Origin of the sequence: Pseudoalteromonas sp. SCSIO 43088 (assembly GCF_023650795.1) — a bacterium.
GTDB classification, from domain to species: Bacteria; Pseudomonadota; Gammaproteobacteria; order Enterobacterales; family Alteromonadaceae; genus Pseudoalteromonas; species Pseudoalteromonas shioyasakiensis.
Genome location: NZ_CP072675.1, coordinates 3,304,149 through 3,322,080, shown reverse-complemented (window position 1 = coordinate 3,322,080; position 17,932 = coordinate 3,304,149). Strand labels below are relative to the sequence as shown.

The following is a 17,932-nucleotide window of genomic DNA, read 5'->3' as shown; positions in this document are numbered from 1 at the left end:
ACGCCAAACGGCGTTAGTAAATATTTTTAAACCAGTTTAGGGTGCTGTTAAGCTCACCTGTTATAGCGACATAATCTATCCGCATTGCCTGGTGTGAGATCTTTTTTTCGGCAAGATAATGGCTAATTGTGCGCCGTAATCGTTGCTGCTTTTGTTTGCTGAGCGCATAGTTTGCACCACCACGCAGGGCATTTTTTCTAAACTTTACCTCTACAAATACCAGTGTTTGCCCGTCACGCATTATTAGATCGAGCTCGCCGTACTTGCATAAGTAATTGCGCTCAATGGCTTTTAAGCCATGTTGTATTAAATACTGTTCTGCCTGATGTTCGTAATACAGGCCTTTCTCGCGGCTATTTTGCCACAATTGATTAAACCACGACATAGCTTCATCCTTGAGCTAATTCTACGTTTAAAAAAGGTTATTCAGCGGCATTGATCCCAATAGCAGATTGCATAAATAGCGGGATTGGTTGCTCAGTCGCTAAATCAACCGCAATGATTTTCTTATTCTTGTACTGTGCCCAATCTAGGGTGCGTGTAACATAGCCATTACTAGCAATGCTTAATTGACCACTGATACCACTAAAGCGTTTGCCTTGTACCATACTCAGTTGTTTTACATCACCGAGCATACTGGCTGCATCGAACGCCATGGCAAATAAGCGCTGGCTTATATCAGCGTTTTCTGGCCATAAGCTTTCGTACTGTTGGCGTAAATTGTGTTGCTGAATTTGACCGTCAAGCATCCAAGGTAGTTCCGTAAAATAAAGGCCATCTAAGTCGCCTTTATCGGTTCTATCAATTTGTTTACTGTGGCTTTTTGAGCTGGCATAAAGCGGGATTCTATCTGCGAAGGTACTCACATTAACGTCTAAATAAGGCTTGATTAAGCGTGTTTCGGTGGCATCACCTAAAATATAAATCACGTCAATGTCGCTGCGTGAGCGGGTTTCACTTTCTACTTCTTGCTTGAATAATGATTTGACGACTTTAATACGCTCTTTACTTTGGTCTACTTCAAGTAAGCCAGTGATCGTTTTCGGCATATCATCTTTACCTGAGTAAAACCCTATTTGTGGTTTAACTTCGCTGTATCGTTGCCACTGCGTATTAAAGTGTTCAACTAAACGCTTACCGTTACTATTATTAGGGGCTAGCAACATCGGCTTTTGATAGCCTGCTGTTAAAAATCGCTCTAATGCTTGCTGAACTTCATGCTCAGGGCTTAGTGCAAAGAAAAAGTGCTGCTGTGAAATGCGCTCACCATCAAAGGTGTTTAAATGCATTACCGGGTAATCAACCAGTGTTTGTGCGCTAGTAAGCTTTTCGATATTGCTTTTTAGTAGTGGGCCAATAATAAAATCAGCATTAAATTCGCTTAGCTTGAGTGAGATCTCTGCAGCTGATAGTGATTCATCAATAAATAGAGTTTGCTCTAATGACTGTCCATCTAAGGCCGCAAGCACACCGGCTTTTAAGGCATCACCTAATCGCTCATTAGCACCTGATTGTGGAATAAGCACAGCTAAACGGTTCACATTTAAAGGCTCAATTTGTACCAGCTCAGTCACTTTTTTTGGCAGCACTTCAGCGGCTGGGTGACCCGGGTAGCGACGCAGCCAGTTATTCATTGCTTGGTGAAGTTCAACAGGCGCACCTAAATATAGTTGATGATAAAGCGCTAAATTAACCCAACCTTGTTGCACCACAGAGCCTCGGTTAAAGCGCTCAAGTGCGTACGATGAAAGCTGGGTTAGGCTTTGCCATAAATCTTTGTTTAAATTCGCTACAGTAAAGTTATTTTCGCTGCTAAGTATTGATGCCTTAAAAAAGAAAGGCATTGCTTGTTTTGGCATACCTTGCGACGCGTAAACGCGCGCAGTCAGGTATTGATGCCATGCTTGATGCTCTGGCTGGCTTAACTGAGGCTCAAGTTGTTGTAACTGAGCTAAAGCTAAGTCGCTTTTGCCTTGATGCTCTTGCGCAAGGGCAATGTAAAGTTTGTTTTGAATTTGGTCGACACTTGGGGTTGCTTCTAGTTCGAGGCAGATTTTTTCTAGCAGTGCCCAGCGCTCTTCGCTGATAGCCGCATCACGTGCAGTATATAAAAGCTGGATTTTATCGGCACCTTGACGGTTTAGCGCCGCTTGGTACATAGATTGTGCGTCGGTTAGCTGTGATAGCGCAATACTCGATTGGCTCGATTGATTTTCTGCACTATTTCGAGGTTTTTCGGTTGTGCTACAAGCCGATAACCCTGACAATACAATTAATAGACTAACAAGTTTAAGTCGCACAATGATTTCCCGATACGTTAACGCGATTTGCTTATATTACTGACTGACGCAGGAGACCTCAATGTTAAATGAGGACAATTCAGATAAAATCGGCACTCTTTACATTGTTGCCACGCCTATTGGTAACTTTGATGACATCAGCCAGCGTGCCATCCAAACCCTATCTGAGGTTGACTTAATAGCCGCTGAAGATACTCGTCATACAGGAAAGTTGTTAAGCCACTTTAATATCAAAGCAAAAACCTTTGCTCTGCATGACCATAACGAGAAACAAAAAGCGCAACAAATTGTAGATTGGTTAGAGCAAGGAATGAACATTGCGCTGGTATCTGACGCCGGCACGCCTCTTATTAGCGACCCAGGTTATGCAGTGGTCAATTTATGCCGTGAACAAGGCGCGCACGTCACGCCAGTGCCGGGAGCATGTGCTGCAATTACCGCTGTATGTTGTTCTGGTTTACCAACAGATCGTTTTCAGTTTATTGGTTTTACACCAGCAAAGAGTAAAGCAAGGCAGACCTTTTTTATCGAAGCGGTAAACTCAGGTATTACTAGCATTATGTATGAAAGTACCCACCGTATTATGGCGAGCCTTGATGATTTAGAAGCAGCGCTCGGTAAAGAACAGCCTGTAGTATTTGCCAAAGAGCTTACCAAAACTTTCGAAACCTTTTTCAATGGCACAGTTGCCGAGCTAAAACAGTTCTTAACGGATGATCCCACTAAGCAGCGTGGTGAAATCGTACTGATGCTACCGGGTAAAGCAAAGCAAAGTGACGATATTCCAGAAGATGCGCGCCGCATGCTCGGTTTACTCGAAGCCGAAATGCCACTGAAAAAAGCCTGTGGTGTTGTGGCTGAGTATTTTGGTTTGAAGAAAAACGCACTTTATAAAGCAATTATTGACGAAAAAGGCTAATTCTTTACTGCATAGACGTGCGCGCTCAGGTATACTGCGCGCCGAGTCAGCCGAGATAATCGCTGCCTGCAACGAAAATGCGCAGGGGGAGGAAAGTCCGGGCTCCACAGGGCAGGGTGCCAGCTAACGGCTGGGGGGCGCGAGCCTACGACAAGTGCAGCAGAGAGGAGACCGCCAACTTCGGTTGGTAAGGGTGAAAGGGTGCGGTAAGAGCGCACCGGGCCACTGGTAACAGTTGGTTGCAAGGTAAACTCCACCCGGAGCAAGACCAAATAGGGTTCCTTATGGCGTGGCCCACGTTGGAACCGGGTAGGTTGCTTGAGCCATAGAGCAATTTATGGCCTAGACGAATGATTATCCACGACAGAACCCGGCTTATTGGCTGACTCACCAAATCATATTAAAGCCCGTAGTGAATGCTACGGGCTTTTTGCTTTTTAGGCGGAGAAAATCCACTCCGCTCATACAAAACAGCGGATTATTTTTTTGCATAAAAGTATACAAGGAGAGGGTAATAGCAGAGTTTTTAGCTGATTGCTATTTTGGCCTAACCATTATGCTAAATAGTGAAATTTATCATTATTGTTAAACCACCACATTCACCATTTTTAAACTGAGTTTTACCTTTGAGCACTGAGACACGTTCGACGATCCCTAATACACCAAACCCGCCCTTAGCATTTGAGTTTTTATGTTCAGGTAACCCTATGCCGTTGTCAAAAATAATTATCTCAAGCTCACTTTCTTGGTAAGTAATATCTATTGAAAACTCAGTGGCTAGAGAGTGCTTAACTGCATTGGTTGATGCTTCTTGGCAAATGCGGAAAATAGCGATTTTAAAATCATCATTTAAGCTATCTATCGGTCCACTTATTTTGCATTGATAAGCGATTCCAGCTTCATTTAGGTGCTCAGAGAATAACTCGCTTTTTAATGCTGCTTCTAAACCTAATTCGTCTAATAGACGAGGTCTCAGCCAGTGCATTAACCTGTATACCGAGTCATACATATGGCTTGAAACGTTTTGAAGTCTTGTAATTGTCGATGCTAACTCGTTATGGTTAGCTGTTTTCTTTTCTAATATTGCAATATTTGTTTTTAAAGCTGTCAGGTTTTGACCTATATCATCATGTAATTCTTGTGAAAGCTGGCTTCGCTCAGATTCTTGAACATTAACAACTTTAGTAGCTAAGTTTTGAGTTAACGTACTAAGTTCAATTAACTCTTTATTTTGCTCTAATAATGCGGATTTAGACTCATTTAATTCAGTAACAAATGCACTGAGCAAAAGAGCCAGAACGCTGTAACTTATTATGTAAAGTTGCGTAGTCAGGAGTAATTCGGTTTCATTCACACCATAGACGTTAATGAGCAAAGATATAACAGTTACACTTGCATAGCTCAGAGCACCTAAGGCCCCGTATCGATAGCTAAACCATATCAAAGGAAATATAGCGAGCATTCGCAAGAGGTAGAGTGATTTAGGTTCAAACAGGTAAACCCCAATAAAAACAGTGAGGCAAAAACACAGCTGCACTAAAAGCGTGCCAACTTCTTTAGTTATAAGTTTATTTAATTGCTGGTAAATTGTTTTAGCATGAAACGCGAAAAGCAACATGATAAGTGTCGTTATGATACCGCCAAGCTGATGAGCTAACATCATTTCAAAGCGATCTTCATCAGCAATAAGTCGGTATTTATTTTGGCTATCACTCGGTAAGATAATGAGCATTGATCGTATAAAGCGATATGAAATTGCAATAAATAATACTGTAACAGCACTTTTAACAGTTTGAATATCTAATCGAACTTTGAAAAGCTTTGCCAGCACAAGAGGAGTAAGAATCAAAAACTCTCGGCATGCAGAGCTAACCAGTCTATAGAGGACATCATCAAGAGGAACATCATAAAAATACCAAACATAACTGATTTGTCCTAATGTAAAACCTACTGCTAATGCTGGCCAATAACGTAAAGGAAAAAACAGATAACAAACTACTCTGAAGCCAACCGGAAAGTACCAACTAACAAAGTCCTCGTACACAACATAGTTAAAGGAAAATAAATAAAGACTATTTTCGATAACTGGCGCAATTAAAACTATTAAGCACGAAAACAATGCAAACTTTACTATGTCACTGCGCTGGGTGCTCTTCAACTTGAAAGCTAGCGGAACAAAGTAATTTTTGTTGAAGACTCTATCCATGAGTAAGCATAACCTTTTTATAATATATAAACTTGCGTCGTATCAAACTGTTGTTTGGCGCTAGGGTTACACAAAGTATAACGTTGTGTAACTTGAATTTCAGCTTTATTTCCAATGAGTTGTAATAAATGCCCTTTAGCAATATCTGACATATTACGCTTATGTTTTACAATCACTTCACGACCTAAAGCTCCTTGCAAGCGTGGTTTAGGGAAAGCTGTTTTGGTTACCGGCTTGATATGCTCGCACTGAGTAAAATAATCTAAACATTGCTGTTTTGCTTTATTGATGGTCTCGTCATTACTTTTAATTATGTCTACATTTTTAATGAAATGAACAAACGCGGCATTTCGTGAAGTGAAGTTAGCCGTAACATTAGCTAAGGCTTTTGATTCTGGCCATTTACGCATGACTACATATTTATTTTTACCTGTTTTGACTAGGTTAGTAGAGCCTTTTGTCATTTTACTTGTCCACTCAATACGATAATTTGACTCGCCAATGTAATGTAGTAATACGGTGATGTTTTGAAAGTGGCTTGTTTCCCCTGCGATCTTTTTCATGGCTATTTCCTTGTCATTTTGGGTAAGCTTACAAGGAGATAAACAATAAAATTACTTCCACTTTTCTTAGGCTTATAAGAATTTTTCTTACCTTAGTAATCCACTCCCGCGTTATAATGGGATTAATCAATACATGGAGTTGTTATGAAATTTGCGCTTATTGACGATCATCAAATGGTAAGGGAAGGTTTTAAGGCTCTCATCGAAGAAGAAGATCCTGATTGGCAAGTTAGCTTTGAAGCAAGTAGTTACAGTGAGTGTCTACAAAACTTAGGTGATATTGATATAGATTGCTTCGTCATCGATATTTCGCTGCCAGATAGAAATGGGTTAGAAGTTTCTCAACTAATTGGCAATAAGCTACCAAGTGCTAAGCGTATAATTTTGAGTATGTATGAGGAAAAGTCTTATATTCAAAGAGCGCTAGATTTAGGTGTTGATGCTTATCTATCTAAGCGAGATGCAGCTGAAGAGTTAATAACAGCAATACATTCTATCTTTAAAAACCAATTATTTTTAAGCCCTTCAATTAACACGCATTTCTTAAAACCTCAAAAAACTGACAGTGTATTAAACAAACTGACGCCAAGAGAATTAGAGGTTTTTAAGTTACTTGCACAGGGCTTTAATGCGAAACAAGTTTCACAGGTAATTGATATAATGCCTAAAACGGCTCATGTTCATCGTGCCAGCATTATGAGCAAACTGAATTTAACTTCGCAAATTCAAATTACTAAACTGGCTCTTGAAAAAGGGGTGATTCTTATTGATGACATAGGGTAAATCCATTCCCGTTTTGTATGCTGTTTATCAATTGCTTAAGTTATCAAAAACGGAAATTTCTAGTTTAAACGCTATATTTTCTGAATCGTTGTGATTATTGATCTCGGACAAGGTTACTGCGTTGACTCTGTATGTTGCAGTGGTACAGTGAAATTGAACTTAAATTCTAGCTAAAGGAGTTGCCCATGTTAGGCGAAAAACACTCGTTATTGAATGAATTCCCAGAGTTTAATGAATTAATCCATAGCCTCGCGAAACACGATGCTCACTTCAAGAAAACCATGCAACGTTACGATGATATGGATAAAGAAATTCGCTCTCTTGAGTTGCAAGACTCTCCAATCGAAGATGCGGACATGCATGAAAAGAAGCATCAACGCGCCGTGCTAAAAGATGAACTTTATGACTTTTTAAAAGCCAATGCTTAATAAATGAATCGAATAATGCTCCTGCTAACTGCATTCTTACGGTAGGAGCTTTTTCTCTCCTCTATTTTTACTCTCCAATCGTATTTAATCGCAATATCCCTTTACTCAATCAAGGTTATGGTAGTCTTAGCGCGATTTTTTAAGGCAACAATGGAATAGTGCTTTGCACTGACTGGGATTAACATGATTAAAAAAAATATTATTACTACTTCATTAGCACTTATGGGTGTTGTCGCTGTAGGTAGCGCACACGCTGATGAAGGGCAGTGGCAACCGCATCAATTAAAACAATTACAAAGCGAGTTTGACCGCGTTGGTATTGAGTTACCGGCTTCACAAGTGGCAGATCTTAACCAATATCCACTCAATGCAGTGGTTGGTTTAGGCTATTGCTCTGCGTCATTTGTGTCACCAAAAGGCTTAGCGGTAACTAATCATCACTGTGCTTATGGTGCGATTCAAAATAACAGCACACCAGAAAATAACTTAATTGAAAAAGGCTTTTTAGCAGCTGACTTGTCAAAAGAATTACCAGCAGGCCCGCAAGAGCGTTTGTATGTAACTGAACAAGTGGATGATGTAACAGATCGCGTATTGGGTAACTTACCTGCAGATCTACACGGCAAAGACCGTTATGAAGCGATTCAAGCAAACCGCAAAGCCTTGATCAGTGAGTGTGAGTCAGATCCTAACTACCGTTGTACGGTACGTGATTTCCACCATGGCTTAGAGTACTTTATGATCAAGCAACTGATGATCAAAGATGTGCGCTTAGTGTATGCTCCGGCAGAAGCGCTGGGTAACTTTGGTGGTGACATCGATAACTTTGAATACCCACGTCATACGGCCGATTTTACCTTTGTACGTGGTTATGTTGGTAAAGATGGAAAACCTGCTGATTACAGCGAAGATAACGTACCTTATGAGCCAAAGTCGTTCTTAAAAGTGAATGCGAGCGGCGTAAGCTTAGGCGATGGTGTGCTGGTGGCAGGTTACCCTGGTCGCACTAGCCGCTATAAACTAGCAGATGAAGTAAATTATTCAGCGAGTTGGTATTACCCGACATTGCTAAATACTTACAACATGACTCTTGATGTGATTGCCAAGCAGAGCAAAGGCGATGAGCAAGCACAAGTTAAATATGCCTCTCGTGTAAAAAGCACTAACAATCGTTTAAAGAAACTGGAAGGCTTACAAGATGGTTTTAAAGTAACGGATATTCCGGTTATTAAAGCTGCGCAAGAACAAGAATACTTAGCTTGGTTTGCACAAAGTGCTGAGCGTAAAGCTTACGCAGATTCATATCACGCATTAAAGTCATTATTAGTAGAAGCGCACGCACAGCAACAAAGCCATTTTTACTTTGATTACGCAAAACGCGCAGACTTATTAAGTACGGCAATTCGTTTATACCGCTTAGCTAAAGAAAGTGAAAAGCCTAATGCAGAGCGCGAAATGGGTTATCAAGAGCGCGATCTTCCTATGCTTAAAGCGCGTTTAGAGCGTTTACAAAAACAGTTTACGCCTGAAGTCGATAAAGCCTTATGGTTAAGCTACTTAGGTAACTATTTAGCGCAAGATAAAGCAGCGCAAGTTGCGGCATTAAACGACGGCTTAGGTATTACAGATACCACAACACAAGCTGAGCTTGATGCGATTATTGCTTCTTTTTATGCTAATACAGAGCTTACAGATGTAGAAGCACGTGTTAACTGGATTGGTAAATCTGTAGCAGAGTTTGAAGCATCAAACGATCCATTCATAAAGTTAGCTGTTGCTCTATACGATACCAACATGGCACAAGAAGCTGATAAAAAAGAAATGGCGGGTCGCTTAGCAGAAATTCGCCCGCAGTATATGCAAGCCGTGATCGCTTTCAATAACGCTAAAGGTAAGCCAGTTTACCCAGATGCAAATGGCACATTACGCGTAAGCTATGCACAAGTTGATGGTTACCCAGCGGCAGATGCTGTTTATAAAACACCTTTTACATCACTACGTGGTTTAGTGGCTAAACACACTGGCGAAAAGCCATTTGTTGTTACCGATAAAGTACTTGAAGCTTACAAAAAGCAAGCGTTTGGCGCGTACTATCGCGGTGACTTAGGTTTGCCTGGTGTCAGCTGTAGTTTATTCAGCTTTGGTTGTGAGTCACAGGCAGCTAAACCTCTAGAAGTTAACTCAGTACCAGTCAACTTTTTAAGTAGCGCTGATACCACAGGTGGTAACTCAGGTTCGCCAGTCATGAATGGTAAAGGTGAATTAGTGGGCCTTAATTTTGACTCGACTTATGAATCAATCACCAAAGATTGGTACTTTAACGCCAAAATTACCCGTGCTATTCACGTTGATATTCGATACATGCTTTGGTTAATGGAAGAAGTTGATAACGCAGGTTACCTACTTGATGAAATGACCCTAGTTAAATAGCTCCGCTATGTTAATAATAACCGCAGCAATCGCTGCGGTTTTTTTATGTCTTTAATTTTTGCCAATCTAACGTTTTTAATTTGTTTATTTTCAATACTTTTGTAATGTACAAAACAGATACTTTTACTTGGGAAAAATAATGAGCGCCAAACAAATAATAAAAGCCATTTCAGTGAGTGTTGTGGCAATAACGGCAAGCTTTAATGCCAGTGCAGCGAATACCGAAGCAATGTGGCCGGGTACGGCTTATAATCAGCAAATACCAACATTTAAACAAGTACTCGGATACGATGTAGGTGAGCGCATCACCAATTACAACGATATGCGTCGTTATCTTAGCGCTTTAGAGCAAGCTGCACCTGATCGTATTAAAGTGTTTAAGTACGCAAACAGCTGGGAAGGTCGTGAACTGGTTTATGCGGCGGTTGGCACTGCGGAGCATATTCGCTCATTAGAAACTCTCGCCAATAACACCCAAGCTTTGGCTGATCCGCGTATCACCTCTGAAAAAGAAGCTAAGTCGCTAATTAAAAATTTACCGACGTCTGTGTGGCTTCAGTATGCAGTGCACGGTAATGAAATTAGCTCAACCGATGCTGCATTATTTACTGCATATCACTTACTCGCAGCCCCGAATGATGCCATTAACAGCAAAATTTTAGATAACACAGTGGTGTTTATCGACCCACTACAAAATCCTGATGGTCGTGAGCGCTTTGTTACTCGTTATTATGCGACCGTAGGTCTTGAGCACAGTGCAGATAGGTTAAGTGCAGAGCATAATGAGCCATGGCCAAGAGGCCGAACAAATCATTATTTGTTTGATATGAACCGTGATTGGTTAGCGCTTACTCAGCCTGAAAGTAAGGGCAGAGTGGCTGCAATCAATAAATATAAACCACAAGTGGTGGTTGATATTCATGAAATGGGCGGCGACCAATCTTACTACTTTGCACCGGCTGCTCAGCCATTTAACCCGCATATGACGAAAACTCAAATCGCTAACATGGATGCGATTGGGCAAAATCATGCGAAGTATTTTGATGAATTTGGCTTTGATTATTTTACCCGTGAAATTTTTGATGCCTTTTACCCAGGCTACGGTGATAGCTGGCCTGTTTTTTATGGTGCATCAGCATCAACTTACGAAGTAGGCTCTGCGCGTGGTCATGTATTTGAGAAAAATACCGGTGAACTACTCACCTATTTTAATACTGTAAAGCGTCAGTTTGTGGCCTCAATTTCGACCGCCGAAGGGGCTGCCAACCAACGTGAAAAACTACTAGGTGACTTTTATCAATATCAAGTTGATGCAATTGATTCGGGTAAAGATAGCAAAGAGCGAGTTTATATTTTACCTAAGCAAAGTAACCGTGAAGGCGCTCATAGACTCGCCACCTTAATGGCTGAGCATGGTGTTGAAGTTAAACAAGCAACTGAAGACTTCAAAGCCTGTGGCGTTAAGTATAAAGCGGGTAGCTATTTTATTGATACCGCACAGCCACGCGGGGTATTTGTACGTACCACATTTACAGACCAAGTAGATATGGCTGAAGCATTTGTAAAAGAGCAAGAAAGACGTCGTGCTCGTAACCTAGGTGATGAAATTTACGATGTCACAGGTTGGTCACTGCCGATGATGTTTAATGTTGATAGCGATAGTTGTGGTCGCGCAGTTAGCGCAGATAGCAAAGCTGTTCAGGCCGACGACACATTGCTTGGTAAAGTGAATAATCCAGAAGCCTCAGTGGCTTATATTGTTGCTTGGGGTGATACGGCCGCAGCACGCTTTTTAACAGCAGCACTGCAAGCTGGCATTAAACTGAAAAGTGCTGATCAAGCATTTGTATTAGGTGATAAAACTAACTACCCAGCGGGTAGCTTAGTAATCGAAAAACGTCTAAACGATAAAGACTTACTGACTAAAATTAGCCAAATTGCCGAGCAAACTGGTGCAATTGTTGATGGTGTTGATTCAAGTTGGGTGATTGAAGGCCCAAGCTTTGGTAGTAACAAAACAGTGCCTATGGTTGCACCTAAAGTGGCGATTGCATGGGATGCAGCCACTCGTGAGCTAAGCGCCGGTAACACTCGTTTTGTTATCGAAAGACAGCTTGGCTACCCGGTAACCGCTATTCGCACAGCCATGCTTGCTTGGGCTGATTTAAGTGATTACCAAGTGCTTATTTTACCAGAAGGTAATTACGAGCAAGCACTCGGTAAATCGGGGGCGGCTAATTTAAAAAGCTGGGTTGAAGCGGGTGGCGTGTTAATTGCCCTCGGTAATGCTAACCGCTTTACCACTAATGCTGATTACGGTTTGTTAGATGTTAAACGCGAGCAAGCTTACCGAGAAGATAAAGCAAGTAGCAATGATGATAAAAGCAGTAAAGTGGCAGGGCAGTTATTCAATTCTCGCGATGATTTAAAAGCAGCGAGCATTGAGCCACACACATCGCCAGACTATGTAGCTGGTGTACTTGCAAATGTTGAAGTAGACCAAGAGCATTGGTTAACCGCAGGGGTTGATAAAGACCTTGTTGCGGTAGCTTACGGTAATGATATTTACACGCCAATAAAACTGAACTCAGGTAAAAACTTAGCCTGGTTTACAGGTAAAGATGATGTGCTAGCAAGTGGTTATCTATGGCAGCAAAATAAAGCACAGCTTGCGTATAAGCCATTGCTTGTTCATCAACCGCAAGGCAAAGGCATGGTGATAGGCTTTACACAGTCACCAACCTACCGAGCTTACCTTGAGGGCATGAATGTTCTGTTAACTAACACGATTTTCCGCGCTGCAGCACATGCTCAGTAATGACTAAGCACAATAAAAATGGCACCTATTAAGGTGCCTTTTTTATTAAGGGCGACATGCTTTTGCTGGTTTGTTTGCATTTAAGTTTAGATCAATCATCAAGCAGCGATCGTTTTCACCATCTGCTAGCTTTTCAAAAATCATAAGCGCTTTGCTAAGACCTATCTGTAGCGTACAAACATCAACGATTTGTGCTATTTTCCCCACATCTTTGGGTATACATTGCCCCATTGTATTTAGTTGCTGGGCCATGACTTTGTATGCTTTTAGGTGTGTTGTAGGAATGTCTTCAAATGCCAAAGTCCCTGCATTTCTGAGTAAATAAAAATCGCGTATAAACTCAAATAGAGTGACTCCTTTCAGCGCGCGCTCAGAGTGTTGTGTTAAAGGCTTATTTATTGGACTGTCGTATAATCCTAATAGCTCGTGGAAACTGAATGAGAGTAACACGCTTCTAAAACTTTCCGGCCATTCCCTTGGTATAAAACGCCAACGCGTAAGGCCAGCGAGATGCCGCAAAGTAAACTGGTGATAGTCTTCACTATCTAGGATATCCGCAAGCCATTTCTCATCTGGATTATGCTCTGCTAAGTAGCTGTATTCTTTTTCATAGGCAGGAAATAGCGTGTCAAAGCCAGCAATAGAATCAAGAAGTACGGTATCAACTTTGGCTTCATTGCCTATGATGCTGACCAATTTGTATGCCGGACGGTATGCACTTATTGAAGGAGCTTGAATGTTATAAAGGGTATTTTTTGCAGTTTTAATCAAGCTGGTGTCATTCATATGCATATGGCCGCCTATATGCAAACGTAGTCCAGTTTCCGCTAAGGTCGCTTGTGTATTGCTGGTTGGCTCTCTAGTGAGCTGAAAAGCATCGCTGCCATACAGCTCTTTAATCGATGCACTTTGTTGATCGTAAAACTCACCCATCGGAAAATGGCTAAATGCAATAAGCGTTTTATTTTGCTTTTTTGCTGCACTCACAATTTGCTTTATCCAAGTTATTAAATATGGTTTTTCAGTAAGTACTTTATTGTATCCAGCATTTCCAGAGCCTTTGAATGTTAGTTGGTTGTTTTTAAACTCAGGTAAATACACATTGGCATCTATGGCTAAAAGCCACAATCCAGCAACGGGTTCCACTAGATAACTGGTGTCGGGGAGCATTGCACAGTGTTGTTTATCCTCGCTACACTGTTTATATTGGCGTTCTGACAAGGCTGCATGATCACTGGTAAAAGGTGTTTGCCAAAGCAAATCTTGGCTACTAGGCATTAAACCAAAATCAGCCATAGCAGAGACAATCTCTTGATAGCCACCATGAGCAATGCCATCATCGCAAAACAAAGTGTCGGTCTGTGACGCTTTACAGTTTCTATGATCTGGGCTAAAGATAGCAACTTCGCGTCCTTCATCGTTCAAAAAGTCAGACTTACCTGCCGCGGTTTTTATAGGTTTAACAGGATCATGGTTTCCTGGAATAACAAAAAAACGCATGTCGTAGCGTTTTGTGTAATCATTTAATAATGCTTTTAGCCCCTTTAGGTGAGCGGGCTGTCCATCGTCAGTAAAGTCTCCGGGTAAAGCGACTAATTTCACACCGCGTTCGGCAATATCATCTAAAGCCGCTATCAGAGCAAAGTAGTTTTCATTAAAAAGTCGCGTTGAGTGAAGCTGTGCTTTCATACTGCGAATTGCAACGGGTTTGGTTTGGCTATCTAGTTTTACCCCTTTAAAGCCGCTTTGGCTAAAGTCAGCATAGATATCGTGAAAATGAACATCGGGAATAAATGCAATTTGTGTGTTTAGCTCTTTGCCATAGGTTTGAAGCGCCACAAAAAGCAGTGAAAATAGCGTTAATAATCGCATTTAAGTTGCCTTGCTGAAAAAAAATTGGGGCGCAAAGGCCCCAATAATGTATTTAGAAATTGCCGCGTAAGCCTAATGAGAAGCGACGACCTGAGAACTCATACATAGTTGGGAAAGCCGGAGCAATAGTGTAGCCCGTTGTTTCTTCATCTGTGATATTGATCCCCTCAAGAGTGACTTTAAACATGTCGTTTATTTGATAGCCTAACGAGATATCTGTTTGACCGTAGGCATCGCGGTAAACAGGGTACATATCGCGTTCAATATACTCTACATACTTGTCTTTATAGTTGTATGAGATACGCGCATCAAAGCTGTCATTTTCGTAGTAGAAAGTAATATTGTAGGTTTCGTCAGCTAAGCCTTCTGGTGGTGTTGGAATCGCTAAATCAGAGGCACCTGTAAGTGAGTTATCAAGCGTCGTATAGTTAGCGTTAATACCGAACCCCTGTAACATTGGGTGAAAACGTGCAAATGGAATTTGTGCAATGAACTCGATACCACTTACATCGTACGAACCATCTGCATTTACTTTTTGATAAACATCAAAGTCGTAAACGCCATCCACAGTACCATTGTCATTATATTTAGTTACATCAGTAACAACACCTGTTAGAGATTCACGCACTACGCCTTCAATTTCTTTTTCGAAGTATGAAACAGCAAGTAAACCACCTTCTTCTAAATACCACTCTAGGCCTGTTTCCCATTGATCTGCATAAGTTGGTTTTAAATCAGGGTTACCATCGCGGTATTTAAATTCACTTAAACTCACAGTACGTTTATAAGCAATATCCGTTAATGCAGGGCGGATAAAGGTTTCTGATGCTGCCGCGCGGAATAGTAAGTTGTCAGTAAGCTCTAAGCTAAAGTTAATGCTAGGTAGAGTTTCTTTATAGTTACCTTCTTTTGAGATAGGTGCTGGCGTATAATTTGTGCTGCCATCATTAGCTTGCACTTGGTGATATCCTGAAGAATCTACATTGGTATCAATGTAACGAACACCGGTATTTAAAGTGGCAGGTAAGGTGCCAATTTCAAATGCAAAATCAGCCATCGCATAAATGGCGGTGGTTTTTTCTGACACTTCGTAGAATTGATCCGGTGCGTAGTCAACGCCGAAACCATCGTAACGTAATTCATTACGCGCATAGCTATTTGAAATTTGACTCCAGTCTTGTTTAGACGATACGTCAGATAAATACTCACCACCTGACACTAAATCTGAAATAGTATGTATTTCGCTATCAGCTAAGGTACGTGTGCCTACCCACGATGAATCACCTGCGCTAGGGCCTGTAATTCGGTTGCTACCATAATTACGTTGTTTTGATTTATCAGTATAACGCGCACCAAACTGAACTTTTGATAATGCAGGGAAGAAATCTAGTTGAAAATGGCGGCTAAAATCGAGTTGAGCTGCATATTTGTCATCAGAGATATCTTCAAGATTTACTTCATAGTAATCAAATGTATAAGCTTCAGGAGAATTATACATATCGAATGTGTCGGGGTTATCGCTGGCAATGGTTTCACCGCCTGTTGATGTGTAACGAGTGCGAGTTGGGCCATAAGCAGTGTGCTTTAAATTAGTTGTCTCAGCTAATTTATCTGCACCACTGTAGCCAACGACACCGTAAACTTCCCAGTCACCTATCATCCAATCAAGGGTTAAGCTAAATTGCTGGTAGTCTGTATCGCTACTATTTTCTTTGCTTAAAAACTCATGCTGCGTTGCGGCATAGTTAACATCAGTTAAAACGGTAATACCATAATCTGCAAGGGTGGTGTTATCGTAACTGTTTATTTTTTCTAATGCACTGATACTTGAAGCTGAATAGGCTGCGGCATCATACTGGTCTTCATGATTATCAAAGTTACCCAGTAGCGCATCAAAAGTGAGGCTAAATTCACTGCTCGGTTTGTATTGTAGTGATAAAGTTGCGCCCCATTTTTCTTGTTCAGTTAAGTAAGCTCTGTCGCCGACTTTATTTATAAATACAACGCGGCTGGTTTCATCTTTGTCGAAGCGATCATTGATAGTGATCCCCGTATCGCGCTCTAAAACGTCAACAGTTTGGTCTGATTGCCATTGTGATGAACCTGATTTTTCTGTCCAACGTGACAGAGGACGAAAATCAATACCAGAGTTACTATCTGTTCTATTTGTACGCTCTGAATAAGCGAATGAAGCAAGCGCGCCCCAATCACCAAAGGTATTACTCGCTAAAAACGCAAACTTAGGATCGCTTTGCTCAGAGATATCGTTATATGCGCCTTCAACCGATGCCACTATTTGACGACCATCATAGTCAAATGGGCGAGCAGTCGTAATTGCAACAGAGCCTGCAATGCCGCCTTCTTCATCTGCGGCTGTTGGCGATTTTTTAACGGTGACACTTTGAATAATTTCTGACGCAAACATATCAAATTCAACATCACGGCCACCACTGCCTGAGGCTGTCGCAAGGTTGTTAATAGAAACAAAGGTAAATTCAGACGGTAAGCTACGTACATTTACTTTTTGACCTAGGCCTTTATTACGCTCAATCGTAACACCCGGCATACGCTGTAAAGCTTCTGCTAAGTTTTGTTCTGGGAAATCTGCGATATCAGACGCGACAATTGAATCTGAGAAGCCAATATTAGTGCGTTTTAAATCAATCGCTTTTTCTAAGCTTTTTATGTAGCTGCCAGTGACAACAATTTCTTCCATTGGCTCTGGGTTTTCTTCTGCGTAGGTGGGAGCAATTAATAATGAGCCAACAGCAAGCGCTAAAGGTGATAATGAAAATGCACGGTAAGTCATGAGGGTTAATTCCTGTTAAATGCAATATTTGGTTTAAATTCGCCTCTAAAGACGCTGCATTAACAAAGAAGGGGACCTATTTTTTAATGAAGCTTTCATGACACTTTTAAGTCGATAGTTACTTAAAACTGTAACGAAATGATCATCAAACAGCTGTCCCCTTTAGGCTAGCATTTACGTCATACTCAGATAAATAAGCTAGCCTTTAACTTAAATATGTCTTTACCTTCAATGACTAACGGCTTTGATAATAAGATCACAGAGCAAAGCAGAACACTTTTACAATGCTTCATAGCAAATCAAGACGCTTTAAAAGGCTTTTTTTGCAAAGCAGTGGCAGAGCGTGCTGATGCGGATGATTTATTTCAGAAGCTACTTCTCAAGGCACTTAGATCAGAACACCTAGACGCGATAGATAATCCGCTCGCATATGGTTATCGGATGGCTCAGCACTTGATAATAGATCACCACCGTGAGCAGAAAAAAACACCAGAAAGTTTAGAGCATGAGCCTCATTGTGAGGCGTTATCGCTTGAGTCCGCACTTGAATATGAGCAACGTATTGAACTTTATCAGCGCGTTTTGTCGCAAATGCCGGCATTGCGCAGAGATGTGTTTATTCGCCGCCGTATTAAAGGCCAAACACGAGCTGAGATTGCAAGTAGTTTGGGGATCTCAGAAGAAGCAGTTAAAAAACATATTTCACGGGCAATGGATATGCTGAAAAATGCCATGACTGAGTATTTTTTAGTACATGAATGTCCCCGTCATGACAGTTAATCCGTCATATTAGTATTACCAGCA

General features: G+C 41.2%; 12 protein-coding genes and 1 other RNA gene. 7 read left to right on the top strand and 6 right to left on the bottom strand.

Annotated elements, in window-relative coordinates; genetic code table 11:
• Positions 1-13: 13 nt before the first annotated feature.
• Both J8Z28_RS15270 and J8Z28_RS15265 read right to left on the bottom strand, forming a co-directional pair.
• A complete protein-coding gene (locus J8Z28_RS15270; protein ID WP_062566524.1) occupies positions 14-385 on the bottom strand; it encodes a YraN family protein in 372 nt (123 codons plus the stop codon).
• Between the two features lie 37 nt (positions 386-422).
• Entirely contained in the window at positions 423-2,300 is a 1,878-nt protein-coding gene (locus J8Z28_RS15265; RefSeq protein WP_250659652.1) for a penicillin-binding protein activator, read from the bottom strand.
• Positions 2,301-2,361: 61 nt separating this feature from the next.
• On the opposite strand from J8Z28_RS15265, the gene rsmI reads away from it, so the two are divergent.
• Positions 2,362-3,219 (top strand): 16S rRNA (cytidine(1402)-2'-O)-methyltransferase, encoded by an 858-nt coding sequence (gene rsmI, locus J8Z28_RS15260; RefSeq protein WP_062566522.1) that lies wholly within the window; start codon positions 2,362-2,364, stop codon positions 3,217-3,219.
• 42 nt (positions 3,220-3,261) lie between these two features.
• Positions 3,262-3,613: RNase P RNA component class A (gene rnpB, locus J8Z28_RS15255), an RNA gene on the top strand.
• 165 nt (positions 3,614-3,778) lie between these two features.
• On the opposite strand, the gene J8Z28_RS15250 is transcribed toward rnpB, so the two are convergent.
• Together J8Z28_RS15250 and J8Z28_RS15245 are read right to left on the bottom strand one after the other, a co-directional pair.
• Positions 3,779-5,425, bottom strand: coding sequence for a histidine kinase (locus J8Z28_RS15250; protein WP_062566521.1), 1,647 nt, complete (start codon positions 5,423-5,425; stop codon positions 3,779-3,781).
• A gap of 17 nt (positions 5,426-5,442) precedes the next feature.
• Entirely contained in the window at positions 5,443-5,988 is a 546-nt protein-coding gene (locus J8Z28_RS15245) for a hypothetical protein (protein ID WP_062566520.1), read from the bottom strand.
• Positions 5,989-6,132: 144 nt separating this feature from the next.
• Here J8Z28_RS15245 and J8Z28_RS15240 point away from each other — a divergent pair, with 144 nt between their 5' ends.
• From J8Z28_RS15240 to J8Z28_RS15225, 4 genes are all read left to right on the top strand, one after another.
• Complete coding sequence (locus J8Z28_RS15240; RefSeq protein WP_062566519.1) at positions 6,133-6,771, top strand: response regulator transcription factor; 639 nt, start codon at positions 6,133-6,135, stop codon at positions 6,769-6,771.
• Between the two features lie 185 nt (positions 6,772-6,956).
• Positions 6,957-7,199, top strand: a complete 243-nt coding sequence (locus J8Z28_RS15235) for an HP1242/YdcH family protein (protein ID WP_054561078.1) — start codon at positions 6,957-6,959, stop codon at positions 7,197-7,199.
• Positions 7,200-7,382: 183 nt separating this feature from the next.
• A complete protein-coding gene (locus J8Z28_RS15230) occupies positions 7,383-9,629 on the top strand; it encodes a S46 family peptidase (RefSeq protein WP_062566518.1) in 2,247 nt (748 codons plus the stop codon).
• A 139-nt stretch (positions 9,630-9,768) separates the two neighbouring features.
• A complete protein-coding gene (locus J8Z28_RS15225; protein WP_062566517.1) occupies positions 9,769-12,447 on the top strand; it encodes a M14 family metallopeptidase in 2,679 nt (892 codons plus the stop codon).
• Between the two features lie 45 nt (positions 12,448-12,492).
• Here the strand turns inward: J8Z28_RS15225 and J8Z28_RS15220 are convergent, their stop codons facing one another.
• Positions 12,493-14,319 carry a metallophosphoesterase gene (locus tag J8Z28_RS15220; RefSeq protein WP_062566516.1) on the bottom strand — a complete coding sequence of 609 codons (1,827 nt, stop codon included), beginning with the start codon at positions 14,317-14,319 and terminating at the stop codon, positions 12,493-12,495.
• 52 nt (positions 14,320-14,371) lie between these two features.
• On the bottom strand, positions 14,372-17,128 hold the full coding sequence (locus tag J8Z28_RS15215; RefSeq protein WP_062566515.1) for a TonB-dependent receptor: 2,757 nt from the start codon (positions 17,126-17,128) through the stop codon (positions 14,372-14,374).
• Between the two features lie 216 nt (positions 17,129-17,344).
• On the opposite strand from J8Z28_RS15215, the gene J8Z28_RS15210 reads away from it, so the two are divergent.
• Positions 17,345-17,908: an RNA polymerase sigma factor gene (locus J8Z28_RS15210; protein ID WP_082710973.1), complete on the top strand. Its 564-nt coding sequence runs from the start codon at positions 17,345-17,347 to the stop codon at positions 17,906-17,908.
• The last annotated feature ends 24 nt before the right edge of the window (positions 17,909-17,932 follow it).